Below are 16,567 nucleotides of genomic sequence, written 5' to 3' on the forward strand. Positions count from 1 at the left end.
CCGGCCTCATGCTCAAAAGCAATCGCCCCTCAGATGAGGGGCGATTTGTTGTTCCTGCTTATCGGGAACGGAACACGATGCGGCCTTTAGACAGATCGTAAGGGGTCAGCTGTACGGTAACCTTGTCACCAGTCAGGATGCGGATATAGTTTTTACGCATTTTGCCGGAAATATGGGCAGTAACGACGTGACCATTTTCCAGTTCGACCCGAAACATAGTGTTTGGCAAGGTTTCCAGGATGGTACCCTGCATCTCAATACTGTCTTCTTTAGACATTTAATCCTCGTAATTGCCACCGATAAAAATCGTGCGCGATCATGCCGGATTTAGCGGTCTGTGTAAAGTTTACTCCTCGCAGGAATGCTCACTTTTCCATTCATGACCGATTAAAAGCTCGTAAGGATGAAAATGGGTCTTGTATTTCATCTTGCGACAGCCATCAACTTGATAACCCAGATAAAGCCAATGCCGGTTCATGCGGCGGGCCAGTTCAATCTGGGTCAAGATGGCAAAGGTGCCAAGCGAGAGATCGGCGTGAGCCGGATCAAAAAAGGTATACATGGCACTGAGGCTTTGTGGTAACGGGTCGGTTACCGCAACGGCCACCAACTGCTGTTGACGGTGGAACTCGATAAAGTAGGGGTTCATCCAGTCGCAGAGCAGAAAATGATCATATTGGCCTCTGGTTGCCGGATACATGGAGCCATCGTGATGACGTTCGTGGATGTAACGGGCGAACAGGTCGTAGTACTCGGGTTTATCCTGACTGCTCAGCGTGATGTGCAGTGCTCGATTTCGCTGTCGAATTCTTTTTTGCGAACTGGATGGTTCAAAACGGGTGACATCCAGCCGAAGTGACTGACAGGCGTTACAGGCTTGGCAATGTGGCCGATACAGATCATTGCCACTGCGTCTGAACCCTGCATTTAGCAAGGCCTCGTATCCTTCTGGCGAACGGTATTTGTCTTCGAGCAAGACCATGAGCCTTTCCTGCTCGTCAGGCAGGTAACTGCAAGCATGCTCAGGGGTCAAGCCGATTTTCAAGGCTATTCCGGTCATAGATGATACGCTGAGGGACCCAGCAGTCTGCTGTCACTGATCGTTCTCTGAGTTGGTATAACATCTCCAGGAACGCGTCTCTGGGACACTCCTGAGCACCCAGGGAGCCGAGGTGATCTGTCTGCATCTGGCAATCGATCAGCTTGCCGCCATGTCGTTGAAAGTGCTGACACAATGCCACCATTGCCACCTTTGAACAATCCCGCTGAGCGGAAAACATGGACTCACCACAGAAAAGTTGGCCAATGGAGATACCGTAAAGTCCACCGGCCAGTTGGCCCTCTTTCCAGACCTCTACCGAGTGGGCCATACCGCTGTGGTGGAGGAAGGCATAGCTCTGTTTCAGTTCCGTAGTTATCCAGGTGTCATCGGTATCCCGGCGCGGGCCAGCACAGCCATCGACCACGGCGTGAAAGGCGGTGTTGAGTGTGACGACGAGATCCTGTCTCTTCAGCCGTTTTTGCAGACTACGGCTGATGTGCAGCGCCTCTGGCCGTAGAACACACCGGGGATCGGGTGACCACCACAAGATGGGATGATGTTGCCCGTACCAGGGGAATATGCCACTGCGATAGGCAAGGGAAAGCCGAGCGGGTGATAAATCTCCGCCAATGGCCAACAGACCATTCGGCTCGTCTAGCGCATCGGCCGCACATGGAAACCAGAGCCTGTCATCCAGTTGAGTTAATCCTCTGGGCATCATGACCTGCGTTGATGGGGAAGCAATAGATAACCGCATCATAACGCCCAGTGAGCTCTGCTGTCATGAGGCCGGGAGTTAACCCGGCGCCATATCTTGGGTATAGCGGACGCAATCCCGGCCATCAGCTTTAGCTTGGTAGAGAAGACGGTCGGCGGCTTGCAGCGCCTCATCCAGACTGTTATGAAGCATGGTTTCAACGCCGGCACTGGTGGTGATAAACAGATCGCCGGCGACGCTATGGGTCAGCGGTTTGGTTTTAAGTTGCGCTAAAAACTGTTGAGCTTTAGCAATGGCCTGTGCTGGTGAACAGTGCCATAACAGCACACAGAACTCCTCCCCACCCAGCCGGGCGATCAAATCATCAGGGAACGCCAGGCGCAGCAGTGCCGCGAAATGGCATAACATCTGATCGCCAATCTGATGTCCCCAAGTGTCATTGATGCGTTTGAAGTGGTCGATATCTAGCACCATGACGGCATGTTGGCGCTGCAAGCGGTTAGCCAGATACTGTCGATTGCCTTGCTCGAACAGGAAGCGGCGATTGTACAGACGAGTCAGCGGGTCGCGGTGTGCCAGTTCGCGGATTTCCTGAAACAGCTCCAGGTGCTCCAGTGTCAGCGAAACACGCCACAATAACTCTTCAGGGGCAAACGGCTTATGCAGAAAATCATTGGCTCCATGTTTGATAAAAAGGGCAGGCAGGGTGCGATTATTTTGCGCCGAGATACCGATCACGGCGAGGGATTGACGGTCGAAGCGCTCGCGTAACTGTTTGAGCAGATCGAGACCAGTCATCCCTGGCATATGAAAATCGGTGAGCACGAGGCGGATGTCGGGATGTTTGGCCAGTATATGGATAGCCTGATAGCCATCCGTGGCCTCATAGACACTAAATTGCCAACGTTGCAGCAAGGCGCTGGTTTGATTGCGACTGGTGACCGAGTCATCGACAACCAACAGGCTGGTGCTGCGGTGGCGGTAAAGCTGTTTGAGCAGCGCGACGGCGTACTGCAGCGAACCTTTTGAGTCTTTTATGATGTAATCGACAACACCTTGTGCGATCAGCTGTTCCCGTTTTGTCTCACTGACACTGGCGGTAAGCACTATGACGGGGACATCGTGGGCCATCACCGCAGGCACTGCTTCCCCGTGCATGGCATCGGGAAGGGTTAAGTCAACTAACGCCGCAAGATAGTGAACGCTTGGATGGCTTAATACCCGCATCGCTTCATCCAGCGTTGCGGCGGCATCCACGGTAAAGTCGAGCTCGCGCTGCAGGGTCGAGATTAGCAACCTTCTTACCGTTGGGCTGTCTTCAATGAGCAGAATACGGTTCATGGCCATCTCCCTTCTTCTCAGATGAGACTAGAACAAGAGAATCAAACCATAAAAAAAGGGCACCGTCTTGGTACCCTTATGCGCAAAGCGTCTGCTTGTCAGCCCAGGCTGTCCAGATAGCGCTCGGCATCCAGTGCTGCCATACAGCCAGTACCTGCCGACGTGATGGCTTGACGATAGATGTGGTCGGCGACATCACCAGCGGCGAAGACACCGGGTACGCTGGTCTGGGTTGCGAAACCTTGAGCGCCACCCTGGACTCGAAGGTAGCCATCCTGCATCTCCAGCTGTCCTGAGAAGATACCAGTATTTGGGCTATGACCAATGGCGATGAAGACGCCCATCACTTCCAGATCTGCCAGCGAGTTGTCCTGCGTGTTACGCAATCTGACAGCGGTCACCCCCATGTCGTCACCGAGGACTTCGTCAAGCGTCTGGTTTAAATGCAGCTTGATGATCCCTTGTGCCACCTTGTCCTGCAGACGGTCAATCAGAATTTTCTCGGCACGGAAAGTATCACGGCGGTGGACCAGATGAACCTCGGAGGCAATATTGGCCAGATAGAGTGCCTCTTCAACCGCAGTGTTACCGCCGCCAATGACCGCAACTTTTTGCTTCCGGTAAAAGAAGCCATCGCAGGTGGCACAGGCCGAAACGCCTTTGCCCTTGAACGCTTCCTCAGACTCCAGACCCAGATAACGGGCCGAGGCACCCGTCGCAATGATCAGGGCATCACAGCTGTATTCACCGCTGTCACCACGCAAACGAAATGGCCGTGACGAGAGATCCACACTATGGATGTGGTCGAACAGGATCTCAGTATTGAAATGCTCGGCATGGGTTTTCATTCTTTCCATCAGACCGGGTCCAGTCAGGCCTTCGGCATCGCCAGGCCAGTTTTCGACTTCGGTCGTGGTGGTCAGTTGCCCGCCCTGTTGCATTCCGGTAATCAGTGTTGGATTGAGGTTGGCCCGGGCAGCATAAACGGCTGCGGTATAACCTGCCGGCCCGGATCCAAGAATCAGCAGACGGGTATGCTTGATTTGACTCATGCGCAGTTTCTCCAATAAATGACATCGCGATTCTAGGCAAAAGCTACCCCTAGGGTAAAGAGACGCGCACTCGATTGTGGTAATCCATATATATGATAGTGGTGACGCTGCGCCGATTGAGCAGTGCATAATATTCGGCATCCAGCCATCATGAGACCCATTTGCACGTAAAGCTGGTGCGACCTCTTGGTTAAGTATGCTGTTTTGCATCGCCAACCAAGCAATTTCTCTTGAATATTAAGCATAAATATGGCAATTGTTAGTTAAGTCTTCGCCGTTAGTGGAAACTTTTGTTCGCACTATTATGCAGATTGATTGCCAAGTAGCTGATAGCAGGGGAGCGCCATCTACTTGTCAATGCGGGCGTTATGGCTTGTGATACATAGGGAGAACGTTTTTTGTTCAGCATGATTATGGATAATTATGCGAAAACCGTGTATTTATATTGCCGTGCTTTGTTGTCGTCACAGTGATATAGCTGATCGCGAGAAGTTATTCCAAAAAGTTATGAACTACCGGTTAGGCTTCTGTTGACACAAATTGTGGTTAAATTATAGATTTTTGGAATATAACTCTGAGAGTTTATCAAAGGATGGAATATTATGCTGGAAGAGAACAGTAGGCTGCGGGATCTGGACCGGATCGACAGAAATATCCTCAACGAGCTGCAAAAAGACGGTCGCATCTCCAATGTCGAATTGTCCAAACGTGTCGGCCTCAGCCCGACTCCCTGTCTGGAACGCGTGCGTCGTTTGGAGCGGCAGGGATTTATTGAAGGTTACACCGCAATTCTCAACCCGCATTTCCTGGACGCTTCCTTGCTGGTGTTTGTCGAGATTACGCTCAATCGCGGCGCGCCAGATGTATTCGAGCAATTTAACAAGGCCGTTCAAACTCTGGAAGAGATCCAGGAGTGTCATCTGGTTTCCGGTGACTTCGACTATCTACTGAAAACACGCGTATCTGATATGTCCGCTTATCGCCGCTTGCTGGGCGAGACCTTGTTGCGCCTGCCTGGTGTCAATGACACTCGGACCTACGTCGTGATGGAAGAAGTCAAGCAAACCAACCGTCTGGTGATCAGCACACGCTGAGTCACTTGTCCCCGAGATGACAAGGCTGTATCTTTATACAGGAAATGAGCGGATTGCCGCTCATTTCCTATTTGCATTCTGGCAAGCAGTCCCGCGTATAATGTGCCGTCCTGTTCTACAGGCTGTCGGGTCTGTTGCAACAGGTAGTGAGTATCATAATAAGGAGTCGGGGTTTGACTGCCAGGAAGTTCACACCAATCTCGGGTTTTCAGCGCATCTTTGAAACAGGTCTCATCGTCCTGAGTGTCGGAGCTCTGTTTTTACTGTTGTCATTGTTGACCTATCACCCAGCCGATCCAGGCTGGTCGCAGACGGCATGGGGTGGCAAAGTACATAACGCCGCCGGCAGCGCCGGAGCGTGGATCGCCGATCTGACCTTCTTTGTATTTGGCGTCTTTGCCTATCTGATCCCGGCTATTCTGGTATTTTTTGGCTGGAGCGTATTCTGGCGCCCCTATCGTTTGCTTGAGGTGGATTATCTCGCCCTGGGGCTGCGTATTATCGGCTTCTTGCTGATGTTTCTTTCGCTGGCCGCCCTTGGCAGCATGAATTTTACCGATATCCACAACTTCTCCTCCGGCGGGTTGTTGGGGGATATGATTTTCACCAGCATAGAGCCCTTGTTTGGCTCGCTTGGCAGTACCCTTGTCTTGCTCTGTTGTGTTGCAGCGGGCATCACGCTGTTTACTGGCTGGTCTTGGATCATGATTGCCGAGAAGCTGGGGGAGTGTGTCACAGGATCTGGGCATTTTGTGGCTACCCTGCCACAGCGGATTGCCGGTTGGTTTGCCCGCAAGGCAGGCTATGAACCCGTTTCTGCGAACGCAGCTGATAATGACGATGATGAGGATGATGACGCTGCCGCCGAGATGGCCTCGACTGCTCCGGTGCAAAAAGCGCCGCGTTTTACCCCTGCAACCCGGCCGGCCGTCACTGAACCCTTCTTGGCGGTCGATGACGACGATGAGGATGACGATGAGCTGCCAGCGGTATCGACCTCTGCCGTCATAACCGGACGTCGGGAGCCACATTTCTCTCTAGCTGGACGCGAAGGGCATGCGGTTGTAGCAGAGGCACCGGTTATCGCAGCGGATCAGTATGACGACGATGAAGACTTGCAAGAGCAGACCGTCGATCTACCTTGGCATGGTTTGTCTGCGAGCGAGTCTGTCCCTACCTCCAGCGCAGCAATACCTGTGGCTGCGCCGACAGCCGCAGTACAGCCGCCAGCCATGCCACAGACACTGGCTGCGGCCATTGCGGCAATCAAGCCAAAACCGAAAGTGGAGGGGACCTTCCCGTCGCTCAATCTGCTTAACACACCGCCGATCAAAACCCAGGTCATGAGCAATGACGAGCTGGAGCGGATGGCGCGTCTGGTTGAGGCCAAATTGGCGGATTACAATATCCAGGCTCGCGTCGTGGATGTCTATCCAGGCCCGGTGATCACACGTTTTGAGCTGGAGCTGGCTCCCGGCATGAAAGCCAGCAAAATCACCAGCTTGTCGCGGGATCTGGCGCGCTCCTTGTCGGCAGTCAGTGTGCGGGTGGTTGAAGTCATCCCCGGCAAACCCTATGTCGGACTGGAATTGCCAAACAGCAAGCGTCAGACCGTGTACATGAAAGAGGTGCTCGACAGCGAGCGTTTCCGGGCAGCGGAAAGTCCGTTGACCATGGTGCTGGGGCAAGATATCTCGGGTGAGCCTGTGGTCGTCAATCTGGCCAAGATGCCTCACCTGCTGGTAGCCGGGACAACCGGCTCGGGCAAATCGGTCGGTGTCAATGTCATGATCCTGTCGATGCTGTATAAAGCCACGCCAGATGATCTGCGCTTCATCATGATCGACCCGAAAATGCTCGAGTTGTCGGTCTATGAGGGGATACCTCATCTGCTGACCGAGGTGGTGACTGACATGAAAGATGCCGCCAATGCCCTGCGTTGGTGTGTGGGTGAGATGGAGCGTCGTTATAAGCTGATGTCGGTCATGGGGGTGCGCAATCTCAAGGGCTTCAATACCAAGGTGATGGCGGCACAGGGCAGTGGCAATCCGATTAAGGATCCATTATGGCGTCCGGGTGACTCAATGGATGCCGAAGCGCCTGATCTCGAAAAGTTGCCGCAGATCGTCGTGGTGATTGACGAGTTTGCTGACATGATGATGATTGTCGGCAAGAAGGTTGAAGAACTGATCGCCCGTATCGCGCAGAAGGCGCGTGCGGCAGGTATCCACCTGATCCTGGCGACACAGCGTCCGTCAGTCGATGTGATTACCGGTCTGATCAAGGCCAATATCCCGACCCGGATTTCGTTCCAGGTCTCCTCCAAGATCGACTCTCGTACCATCCTCGATCAGCAAGGCGCCGAATCGCTGCTGGGGATGGGAGACATGTTGTACCTGCCGGCCGGCGATAGCACGCCGACCCGTGTTCATGGTGCTTTTGTCGATGATGACGAAGTGCACAAGGTGGTCGCAGACTGGAAGCTCAGGGGTGAGCCCAATTACATTGATGAAATTCTCAGTGGCGAGATCACCGCTGAAACCGTGTTGCCCGGCGAGCAACTTGAAGGCAGTGATGATGATCTGGATCCTCTGTTCGATGAGGCAGTGGCATTTGTGGTCGAGTCGCGTCGTGGCTCGACTTCCAGCGTGCAACGTCGCTTCAAGATTGGTTATAACCGCGCCGCCCGCCTGATTGATCAGATGGAGATGCAGGGGATTGTCAGTCCGCCAGGCAGTAATGGCCAGCGTGATGTTCTGGCGCCTGCTCCAATGCGCAATTAATCCGTGGTTACAGGAGAGAATGATGAAATTGGTAAAACTGCTTCCATGGTTGTGTCTGTTTGCGACTCCTGTCTGGGCTGACGATGCGGCTGATTTGCGCAACCAGCTGGCTAAAATCAGTCAGTTTTCGGCCCATTTCGAACAGACGGTGCTGGATGCCCAGGGCAAGATCCTGCAGAAGTCCAGTGGCGAGATGCTGGTGGCGCGCCCGGATCGCTTTCGTTGGGATACTCGCCAGCCGGATGAGAACCTGATTGTTTCTGATGGCAAGGATGTCTGGGTTTATGACCCGTTTGTCGAGCAGGTGTCAGTGCTCAAACTGGGCAAGGCGATCGAGAATACCCCTTTTTTGCTGATCACCAGCAGCAATCCGCAGATTTGGCAGCAGTATCAGGTTCATCAGGAAAACGGCAGCTATATGGTCACCAGCCGTAACAAAAATCAGCGCATCGAGTCATTGCGCATCGTGTTTGATGAACAAGGTCGCCTGAGCCGGTTCGAAGTCGATGAGTCGCAAGGCCAGCGCAGCGAATTTCAACTTTCGGCCTTTAACCTGTCCCCGCAGGTCACCGCTTCCGTGTTCAGCTTCAAGGTGCCGGATGGTGTGACGATTGATGACCAACGCTAATGAGCAGCTTACCGCTGGATTTTGCTGCTGATTTTCGACCGCTGGCGGCGCGCATGCGGCCGCAGACATTTGAGCAGTATATTGGTCAGGAGCATCTGCTGGCACCAGGTAAGCCGTTGCGTAGAGCGCTGGAGGCGGGTCAGTGCCATTCGATGATCTTGTGGGGGCCGCCAGGAACAGGCAAGACCACGCTTGCCGAGTTGATGGCCCATTATTGCCAGGCAGAAGTTGAGCGTGTGTCGGCGGTGACATCGGGCGTCAAGGAGATCCGCGCAGCGATCGATAAGGCACGTGATAACAAATTTCGTGGGATCCGCACCCTGTTGTTTGTGGATGAGGTCCATCGTTTTAACAAGAGCCAGCAAGATGCCTTCCTGCCGCACATAGAGGACGGCACCATTACGTTCATTGGTGCCACGACCGAAAATCCCTCGTTTGAGCTGAATAATGCACTCTTGTCCCGAGCGCGGGTCTATCTGCTCAAACGTCTTGATGAGCAGGCAATCGAGGCGATCATCCGCCAGGCGTTGACCGATCCCCGTGGTTTGGCAGGCGAAAACCTGCAGTTTGAAGAAGGGGTGCTGACATCGCTGGTACAGCTGGTAGATGGCGATGGTCGCAAGGCGCTCAACTACCTCGAATTGTTGAACGATATGGCCCAGGTCAACCAGGGTCACAAGCGAATTGACCGCGCGCTGTTGGCTGCAGTCAGTGGTGAACGCATGGCCCGTTTTGATAAACAGGGTGATGTTTACTATGACCTGATCTCGGCACTGCACAAATCCGTGCGCGGTTCGGCCCCCCAGGCGGCGCTGTACTGGTATGCACGCATTGTCAATGCCGGAGGCGATCCGCTATACGTCGCACGTCGCTTGCTGGCGATTGCCTCGGAAGATGTGGGTAATGCCGATCCCAAGGCCATGCAGGTGGCTCTGGCCGCGTGGGATTGCTTCGAGCGCGTTGGTCCGGCCGAGGGCGAACGGGCGATTGCCCAAGCCATCGTCTACCTGGCCTGTGCCCCCAAGAGCAATGCCGTGTACGTCGCGTGGAAAGCGGCGCTGGATGATGCCCGTACGCTACCGGACTATGAGGTACCCGCTCACCTGCGCAATGCTCCGACGCGACTGATGAGCGAACTTGGCTACGGGGCAGAATACCGTTACGCCCATGATGAACCTGGCGCTTATGCCGCCGGTGAGAGCTTTTTCCCGCCAGAGTTGGATGGCCGCAGTTATTACTACCCTACGGATCGTGGCCTGGAGAAACAGATCGGCCAGAAGTTGGCCTATTTGGCCGAGCTGGATGCCCACAGCCAGCGCAAGCGTTACCCCGGGAAGTGATGCGTGGCAGCTCGAGATCAGATTTGATAGACTGTTCCCCTGTCGATGCGAAGGCATGACGCCTTCTTGATGCATCCTGCTGACACAATCGATGTCAGTACGTTCATTGGTTAATAACAAAAAAGCAGGTCAGACATGCTAGATCCCAAATATTTGCGCGCCGATATCGATGTCGCCGCCGATCGCCTTGCTGCACGTGGGTTTTCCCTCGACGTCGCCCGAATTAATGCTCTGGAAGAGCAGCGCAAGACGCTGCAGACGAGAACCCAGGAGTTGCAGGCCGAGCGTAACAGTCGCTCGAAAGCGATTGGTGATGCCAAGCGTCGTGGTGAAGACACGGCACCGTTGATGGCTCAGGTTGGCGCGTTGGGAAGCGAGCTGGAGGACTGCAAGCGTCGCCAGGACGAGGTGTTGGCGGAACTGGAGGCCTTGGCGCTGACGATTCCGAATCTGCCTCATGAGTCTGTGCCTGCCGGACGTGACGAAAATGATAATGTTGAAGCCCGTCGCTGGGGAACGCCTCGCGCGTTTGATTTCCCGGTGCAGGATCATGTCGCTCTGGGTGAGGGGGTTCGTGGTCTGGATTTCTCTGCGGCGACCAAACTCTCTGGCTCCCGCTTTGTGGTCATGCAAGGTCAGATTGCCCGTATGCATCGTGCGCTGGCGCAGTTCATGCTGGATCTGCATACCCAGCAACACGGCTACACCGAGTGCTATGTCCCCTATCTGGTCAATGCCGATAGTCTGCAAGGGACGGGACAACTGCCCAAGTTCTACAACGATCTGTTTCATACCGCCATCACGGGTGAGGGCGATGAAGAGGGCAAGGTACGCAAATTCTCATTGATCCCGACGGCTGAAGTGCCGCTGACCAACCTGGTGCGTGATGAGATCATCGATGAGAAGGCGCTGCCGCTGAAGCTGACCGCGCATAGCCCGTGTTTCCGTTCCGAAGCCGGCTCCTATGGTCGCGATACGCGCGGTCTGATCCGCATGCACCAGTTCGACAAGGTAGAGATGGTGCAGATTGTCAGCCCGGACTCTTCCTGGGACGCCCTCGAGGAGATGGTTGGCCACGCCGAGAAGGTACTGCAGCTGCTTGGTTTGCCGTATCGGGTCATCACTCTGTGTACTGGAGATATGGGCTTCTCTGCGGCCAAGACCTACGATTTGGAGGTCTGGTTGCCGGCACAGAACACCTATCGTGAAATCTCGTCCTGTTCCAACTGTACCGACTTCCAGGCCCGTCGCATGCAAGCCCGGGTGCGCGGTGCCGACGGCAAGCCGACCTTGCTGCACACGCTGAATGGTTCTGGCCTGGCGGTCGGCCGCACCTTGGTCGCCGTGCTGGAGAACTATCAACAGGCGGACGGTCGCATTGAGGTCCCTGCCGTGTTGCAACCCTACATGGGCGGCTTGACACACATCGGGTAGTGCAGGAGGGGCCGCATCGCGGCCCCTGGTTTATCCAGTAGCGGACGCCTTGGGCGTCTGAATTTCTCCAAGCAAAGCGCAATCGTTTTTGCTAGAATGCGCCGCAATTTGACCCTCCTGGAGTAGCTGTGGTCTGGATTGATTTTGCGATACTGGCGGTGATAGCCCTCTCGGCCTTGATCAGCCTGATCCGTGGTTTCGTCAAGGAAGCCTTGTCGCTGTTGACCTGGTTTGCCGCGTTCTTTGTGGCCAGCAATTTTTATGGCGATCTTGCCGTCTTCTTTACTTCGATTTCCGACTCACTCATCCGCAATGGTGCTGCCATTCTGGCGCTGTTCATCGCCACCCTGATTCTGGGCTCTATCGTCAATTACATCATCTCGACGCTGGTCGACAAGACCGGCCTGTCCGGAACGGATCGAACACTGGGTGTCTGTTTCGGTGCGATTCGTGGCGTATTGATCGTCAGTGCGCTGCTGTTTTTCATGGATACCTTTACCAGTGCGCCCAGTGCGGAGTGGTGGAAAAAATCGGTGTTGATACCCGAATTCGGGGTTGTCATCGACTGGTTCTTCGAGTTTATGAAAAACTCGTCGAGCTTTATTAAGTAACTGATTTATTTAAACTAGTGACCTCGAGGAAACAAGGACATGTGTGGTATCGTCGGTATTGTGGGCACCACCCCGGTTAATCAGGCCCTGTATGATGCCTTGACCGTTCTGCAGCATCGCGGGCAGGATGCGGCGGGTATCGTTACCATCGCTGATGGCAATTTCAAGCAGCGCAAAGCCAATGGTCTGGTCAAGGATGTCTTTGAGACCCGGCACATGCAGCGCCTGAAAGGCAACATGGGCATCGGCCATGTGCGCTACCCGACTGCGGGCAGTTCCAGTGCTGCTGAAGCCCAGCCGTTTTATGTCAACTCGCCGTTTGGCATCACGTTGGCGCACAATGGTAACCTGACCAACGCCAAGGATCTGCGTGAGCAACAAACTCGCCTGGCTCGCCGTCACATCAATACCACCTCTGATTCTGAGGTGTTGTTAAACGTTTTCGCCCATGAGCTGGAGCGTGCCGTCGACATGCCGTTGCGTGCAGACGATGTGTTCGCCGCCGTCAGCCGTGTGCATCGTCAAGTCCGCGGTGCTTATGCCGTGGTAGCCTTGATTATCGGCCATGGCATGGTGGCATTTCGAGATCCGCATGGCATCCGGCCGCTGGTGCTTGGTCGTCGTGTCAACGAAGATGGCAGCATCGAATACATGGTGGCCTCTGAGAGCGTAGCGCTGGATGTCATTGGTTTTGAGTTGATGCGTGATGTAGCGCCAGGGGAGGCGATCTACATTTCCGAGCAGGGGCAGCTGTTCAGCCTGCAATGCGCTGACAATCCCAAGCTGTCACCCTGTATCTTCGAATATGTCTATTTTGCCCGTCCCGACTCCTGCATCGACAAGGTATCCGTCTACGCGGCACGGGTGCACATGGGGCGCAAGCTGGGCGAAAAAATCAAGCGTGAGTGGCAGGATCTGGATATCGATGTCGTCATCCCCATTCCTGAGACGTCATGCGATATCGCGCTCGAAATTGCTCAATGTCTTGGCAAGCCGTACCGGCAGGGGTTCGTCAAGAACCGTTACATCGGTCGTACGTTCATCATGCCTGGCCAGAAGCAGCGCAAAAAATCCGTGCGTAGCAAACTCAACGCCATCTCTTCCGAGTTCAAAGGCAAGAAGGTGTTACTGGTTGATGACTCCATCGTCCGTGGCACCACCTCTGGCCAAATCATTGATATGGCGCGTGAAGCCGGTGCCGAGAAGGTTTACTTCGCCTCAGCCGCACCCGAGATCCGCTTCCCGAACGTGTATGGCATTGACATGCCGACCAGCAATGAACTGATCGCCTATGGTCGTGATGTTGACGAGATCTGCAGCCTGATCCGTGCCGATGGTCTGATCTTCCAGGATCTGGATGATCTGCAGGCGGCGGTACGCGAGGAAAATCCGGCGCTGACGCAATTTGAGACCTCAGTGTTCAATGGCCATTATGTAACCGGTGATGTGGATCAGAGTTATCTGAATTACCTTAATGTGCTGCGCAATGACGATGCCAAGGCGGTGCGCGAGTGGAGTGAAGGCGTCGCCGATCTCGAACTGTACAATGGCGAAAGCTGAAACCTGTCCTAAAGAACAAGACGGCCTGCGGGCCGTTTTTTTTAAGCTGAATCATCTAAGGCCATCATCACCAAGCCCAACATTTTTATCCTGCAGAAACGACTATTAGTTGTGTATCACTCACGTTTTCCTCTCTTTATCTGGATATTGTTAATGTCACGTGGGATAGTGTCGGCATTTCCTGTTGCCGCGCGCAATCGGGGAAATGTATGGAACTGTTTTAACTCATGGAGTGTTTATGCCGCACAATTCTTCATCTTCAGCTCATGGTCCTGTCGCCTGGCTACGGCGCACCGGGTTGGTTACTCGCATTATTATTGGCTTGATTGCTGGCGGTGTGCTGGCGGCAGTGGCACCTGAATGGGCCAGTGCAGCGGGCTTGCTGGGGAACATGTTCGTAAGTGGACTCAAAGCGGTGGCCCCGGTGCTGGTTCTGCTGCTGGTCATGTCCGCGATAGCGGGTCACAAACATGGGCAAAAGACTAATATCAAGCCGCTCCTGGTTCTCTATCTGCTGGGCACCTTCAGTGCAGCTGTGGTGGCGGTGATCGCCTGCTTCCTGTTCCCTTCGCACTTAACGCTGGTTGCGACACAAGAGGCGCTGACCTCGCCAGGCAGTTTGAAAGAGGTTCTGGGTAACTTGTTGTTCAACATCTTCAGCAATCCCGTCAAGGCCGTCGCTGAAGCGAACTACATGGGCATCCTGGCTTGGGCGGTGGCACTGGGACTGGCCTTGCGTCATGCCGCGGCAGCAACACGGCAGGTTGTAGACGATTTTGCGCATGGCGTGTCATCGCTGGTCCGCTTGATCATTAGTCTGGCGCCGCTGGGGATCTTTGGCTTGGTGGCATCGACACTGGCGGAGAGCGGCTTTGCGGCTTTGTGGCAGTATGCACATCTGCTTGCGGTGTTGATTGGATCTATGCTGTTCGTGGCACTGGTTGTCAATCCGCTGATCGTGTTCGTGAAAATTCGTCGTAATCCTTATCCGCTGGTGTGGACTTGCCTGCGCGAAAGTGGTGTGACCGCATTCTTCACCCGCAGCTCGGCGGCGAATATTCCCGTCAATCTGGCGTTGTGTGAGAAGTTGGGACTGCAGGAGGAGACCTACTCTGTCTCTATTCCGCTGGGTGCCACCATCAATATGGCCGGGGCGGCAATTACCATCACGGTATTGTCACTGGCCGCCGTAACCACACTGGGCATCCAGGTTGATATCGGCACGGCTATCTTGCTGAGCGTGGTGGCGACACTGGGTGCATGTGGCGCATCCGGTGTGGCTGGCGGCTCCTTGCTGCTGATTCCGATGGCCTGCAGCCTGTTTGGCATCAGCAATGACCTGGCGATGCAGGTTGTCGCGGTTGGCTTCATCATCGGCGTGCTGCAAGACTCTGCTGAGACAGCGCTTAACAGCTCCACCGATGTGTTGTTTACGGCAGCGGCCTGTCTTACAGAAGCGTCAGCACCCGATCTGGCGGGGACTCCGGCTATCGAGTCTGCCGACGCCTGAGTGGTGCTCAACCCTTGTTTATTGCGATACGACAGGCGGCCAAGGCCGCCTGTTGTATTTGGCATCACAGTGGATAGGGGTTAAGCGATGCCCAGGCTGCGGATTCATGCGAGCTCACATTCCCGCGTCTTCGATGTACCAATCCCGGACTTTTTGCGTATTATGCGAGTCCGTTCCTCGCTTTATCGAACTAACCAGCTAAATAACATGACAAAAGCGCGTGGTTTCACCCTGATTGAACTGGTCATAGTAATCGTGTTGCTGGGGATCCTCGGTGTGCTAGCGGCATCGAAGATGATCTCGCTGCGGAAGGAGTCTCTGGTCAGTACCCTGTACGGGATGCGCTCGGCGATTGAGGCGGTCGGGCAGCAGACGTATGCGCTGGCGGCCGTACGCGGGCTGGAAAACAGTGCCAGTGCATCAGTCGTTAACAATACACAGACTATCCCGCTGGTCTATGGTTACCCGGCTGGCGGCGTCAGTGCGGGTCTTTCGTCATTGATTGAATTTCCCGCAGGGGATTGGCATCAACGCGCGAGTGTCTATGCCGGCGCCTGGGTTTACTGGCATGGGACCCTGCAGGAGGATGCGGGGGTCGGGCAGTGTTACTTGCGGTATCGGCAGGCAACAGCGGCAGGCAAGAAACCGGTGATGGATATCGAGACTTCCGGCTGCAAATAACAGGCACTAAATGAAAAAGGCGCCGACAGGCGCCTTTTTTAGCGAGCCAGCACTTAGTGTGCAGCGGGCTCACCGATAGGCAGTACGGTGCGGCCGAATTTTTCATTCAGTACTTCCGCCATGCCCAGATAGATGGCCGAGGCGCCACAGACGATGCCTTCGAAACCGGCGATGGTTCCCAGAGTGGCACTGCCGAGGAAATCGCGAGCGGCCAGCAGGCCGAACAGCACGACCAGAGAGCCAAATACGAACTGCAGTGCTTTCGGGCCCTTCAGGGTGCCGAAGAACATGAACAGGGTGAAGATACCCCACATCAGCAGATACCAGCCCATGGCGAACTCATCTGCCGCTTCGCCCAGACCCAGCTTCGGCAGCAGGAGTAAAAACACCAGGCTGATCCAGAAGAAACCATAGGAGGTGAAAGCCGTCAGACCGAAGGTGTTGCCCTTCTTGAACTCCAGGATACCGGCGATGACTTGTGCCAGACCGCCATAGGCCAGCCCCATGGCCAGGATCATGGCGCTGATTGGCATGAAACCGGCATTGTGGATATTCAGCAGCACTGTAGTCATACCAAAGCCCATCAGGCCGAGTGGAGCCGGGTTGGCCAGTTTTTCGTTCACGTTAAAATCTCCAATGAGGTTGTGAGCGGCAATCCGGTTGCCGCTGGTTAGGGATATAGCGCGCGGATTCTAGAGGGAAGGTGCAAGGCTGACAAGCGTGGGGAGGCTGACTTGACGATTAATTTTGTTTTGCCAATCATCGTTGTGTCG

Annotated in this window: 15 protein-coding genes; 9 read left to right on the forward strand and 6 right to left on the reverse strand. The window is 54.6% G+C overall.

Going from position 1 to position 16,567, the window contains the following annotated elements; translation table 11 throughout:
• Positions 1 to 58 precede the first annotated feature (58 nt).
• The 5 genes from infA to trxB form a co-directional block, all read right to left on the reverse strand.
• A complete protein-coding gene (gene infA, locus ACFOSS_RS09315; RefSeq protein ID WP_015879384.1) occupies positions 59 to 277 on the reverse strand; it encodes a translation initiation factor IF-1 in 219 nt (72 codons plus the stop codon).
• Positions 278 to 346: 69 nt separating this feature from the next.
• Positions 347 to 1,060 carry an arginyltransferase gene (locus tag ACFOSS_RS09320; protein WP_377152059.1) on the reverse strand — a complete coding sequence of 238 codons (714 nt, stop codon included), beginning with the start codon at positions 1,058 to 1,060 and terminating at the stop codon, positions 347 to 349.
• Positions 1,023 to 1,760 carry a leucyl/phenylalanyl-tRNA--protein transferase gene (gene aat, locus ACFOSS_RS09325; protein WP_377152060.1) on the reverse strand — a complete coding sequence of 246 codons (738 nt, stop codon included), beginning with the start codon at positions 1,758 to 1,760 and terminating at the stop codon, positions 1,023 to 1,025. Before aat ends, ACFOSS_RS09320 begins: the two co-directional genes overlap by 38 nt.
• 78 nt (positions 1,761 to 1,838) lie before the next feature.
• Positions 1,839 to 3,101 carry a diguanylate cyclase gene (locus tag ACFOSS_RS09330; RefSeq protein WP_377152061.1) on the reverse strand — a complete coding sequence of 421 codons (1,263 nt, stop codon included), beginning with the start codon at positions 3,099 to 3,101 and terminating at the stop codon, positions 1,839 to 1,841.
• A gap of 98 nt (positions 3,102 to 3,199) precedes the next feature.
• Positions 3,200 to 4,153, reverse strand: a complete 954-nt coding sequence (trxB, locus tag ACFOSS_RS09335) for a thioredoxin-disulfide reductase (RefSeq protein WP_377152062.1) — start codon at positions 4,151 to 4,153, stop codon at positions 3,200 to 3,202.
• Between the two features lie 602 nt (positions 4,154 to 4,755).
• Here trxB and lrp point away from each other — a divergent pair.
• The 9 genes from lrp (at position 4,756) to ACFOSS_RS09380 (ending at position 15,794) form a co-directional block, all read left to right on the forward strand.
• Complete coding sequence (gene lrp, locus ACFOSS_RS09340) at positions 4,756 to 5,247, forward strand: leucine-responsive transcriptional regulator Lrp (protein WP_377152063.1); 492 nt, start codon at positions 4,756 to 4,758, stop codon at positions 5,245 to 5,247.
• 173 nt (positions 5,248 to 5,420) lie between these two features.
• Positions 5,421 to 8,030, forward strand: a complete 2,610-nt coding sequence (locus tag ACFOSS_RS09345; RefSeq protein ID WP_377152064.1) for a DNA translocase FtsK — start codon at positions 5,421 to 5,423, stop codon at positions 8,028 to 8,030.
• Between the two features lie 19 nt (positions 8,031 to 8,049).
• The gene (lolA, locus tag ACFOSS_RS09350; protein ID WP_377152065.1) at positions 8,050 to 8,658 is read left to right on the forward strand and encodes an outer membrane lipoprotein chaperone LolA; all 609 of its coding nucleotides are present in this window, start codon (positions 8,050 to 8,052) and stop codon (positions 8,656 to 8,658) included.
• Entirely contained in the window at positions 8,658 to 9,998 is a 1,341-nt protein-coding gene (locus tag ACFOSS_RS09355; protein WP_377152066.1) for a replication-associated recombination protein A, read from the forward strand. Before lolA ends, ACFOSS_RS09355 begins: the two co-directional genes overlap by 1 nt.
• Before the next feature lie 135 nt (positions 9,999 to 10,133).
• Positions 10,134 to 11,432, forward strand: a complete 1,299-nt coding sequence (serS, locus tag ACFOSS_RS09360; RefSeq protein ID WP_377152067.1) for a serine--tRNA ligase — start codon at positions 10,134 to 10,136, stop codon at positions 11,430 to 11,432.
• 128 nt (positions 11,433 to 11,560) lie between these two features.
• Complete coding sequence (locus ACFOSS_RS09365) at positions 11,561 to 12,043, forward strand: CvpA family protein (protein ID WP_377152068.1); 483 nt, start codon at positions 11,561 to 11,563, stop codon at positions 12,041 to 12,043.
• 39 nt (positions 12,044 to 12,082) lie between these two features.
• Positions 12,083 to 13,603, forward strand: coding sequence for an amidophosphoribosyltransferase (purF, locus tag ACFOSS_RS09370; RefSeq protein ID WP_377152069.1), 1,521 nt, complete (start codon positions 12,083 to 12,085; stop codon positions 13,601 to 13,603).
• Positions 13,604 to 13,841: 238 nt separating this feature from the next.
• The gene (gene sstT, locus ACFOSS_RS09375) at positions 13,842 to 15,113 is read left to right on the forward strand and encodes a serine/threonine transporter SstT (RefSeq protein WP_377152070.1); all 1,272 of its coding nucleotides are present in this window, start codon (positions 13,842 to 13,844) and stop codon (positions 15,111 to 15,113) included.
• A gap of 207 nt (positions 15,114 to 15,320) precedes the next feature.
• Positions 15,321 to 15,794: a type II secretion system protein gene (locus tag ACFOSS_RS09380; protein ID WP_377152071.1), complete on the forward strand. Its 474-nt coding sequence runs from the start codon at positions 15,321 to 15,323 to the stop codon at positions 15,792 to 15,794.
• 53 nt (positions 15,795 to 15,847) lie between these two features.
• Here ACFOSS_RS09380 and ACFOSS_RS09385 read toward each other — a convergent pair whose 3' ends face one another.
• Positions 15,848 to 16,417 carry an acetate uptake transporter gene (locus ACFOSS_RS09385; RefSeq protein ID WP_377152072.1) on the reverse strand — a complete coding sequence of 190 codons (570 nt, stop codon included), beginning with the start codon at positions 16,415 to 16,417 and terminating at the stop codon, positions 15,848 to 15,850.
• Between the last annotated feature and the right edge of the window lie 150 nt (positions 16,418 to 16,567).

Origin of the sequence: Pseudaeromonas sharmana (assembly GCF_042649925.1) — a bacterium.
Classification (GTDB): Bacteria; Pseudomonadota; Gammaproteobacteria; order Enterobacterales; family Aeromonadaceae; genus Pseudaeromonas; species Pseudaeromonas sharmana.

What these genes read in the sequence shown, in the direction of transcription:
- purF (WP_377152069.1), top strand. Translation starts at nt 12,083, where the DNA reads ATGTGTGGTATCGTCGGTATTGTGGGCACCACCCCGGTTAATCAGGCC.
- serS (WP_377152067.1), top strand. Translation starts at nt 10,134, where the DNA reads ATGCTAGATCCCAAATATTTGCGCGCCGATATCGATGTCGCCGCCGAT.
- ACFOSS_RS09320 (WP_377152059.1), bottom strand. Translation starts at nt 1,060, where the DNA reads ATGACCGGAATAGCCTTGAAAATCGGCTTGACCCCTGAGCATGCTTGC.
- trxB (WP_377152062.1), bottom strand. Translation starts at nt 4,153, where the DNA reads ATGAGTCAAATCAAGCATACCCGTCTGCTGATTCTTGGATCCGGGCCG.
- ACFOSS_RS09330 (WP_377152061.1), bottom strand. Translation starts at nt 3,101, where the DNA reads ATGAACCGTATTCTGCTCATTGAAGACAGCCCAACGGTAAGAAGGTTG.
- ACFOSS_RS09380 (WP_377152071.1), top strand. Translation starts at nt 15,321, where the DNA reads ATGACAAAAGCGCGTGGTTTCACCCTGATTGAACTGGTCATAGTAATC.
- sstT (WP_377152070.1), top strand. Translation starts at nt 13,842, where the DNA reads ATGCCGCACAATTCTTCATCTTCAGCTCATGGTCCTGTCGCCTGGCTA.
- infA (WP_015879384.1), bottom strand. Translation starts at nt 277, where the DNA reads ATGTCTAAAGAAGACAGTATTGAGATGCAGGGTACCATCCTGGAAACC.
- lrp (WP_377152063.1), top strand. Translation starts at nt 4,756, where the DNA reads ATGCTGGAAGAGAACAGTAGGCTGCGGGATCTGGACCGGATCGACAGA.
- aat (WP_377152060.1), bottom strand. Translation starts at nt 1,760, where the DNA reads ATGCCCAGAGGATTAACTCAACTGGATGACAGGCTCTGGTTTCCATGT.
- ACFOSS_RS09355 (WP_377152066.1), top strand. Translation starts at nt 8,658, where the DNA reads ATGAGCAGCTTACCGCTGGATTTTGCTGCTGATTTTCGACCGCTGGCG.
- lolA (WP_377152065.1), top strand. Translation starts at nt 8,050, where the DNA reads ATGATGAAATTGGTAAAACTGCTTCCATGGTTGTGTCTGTTTGCGACT.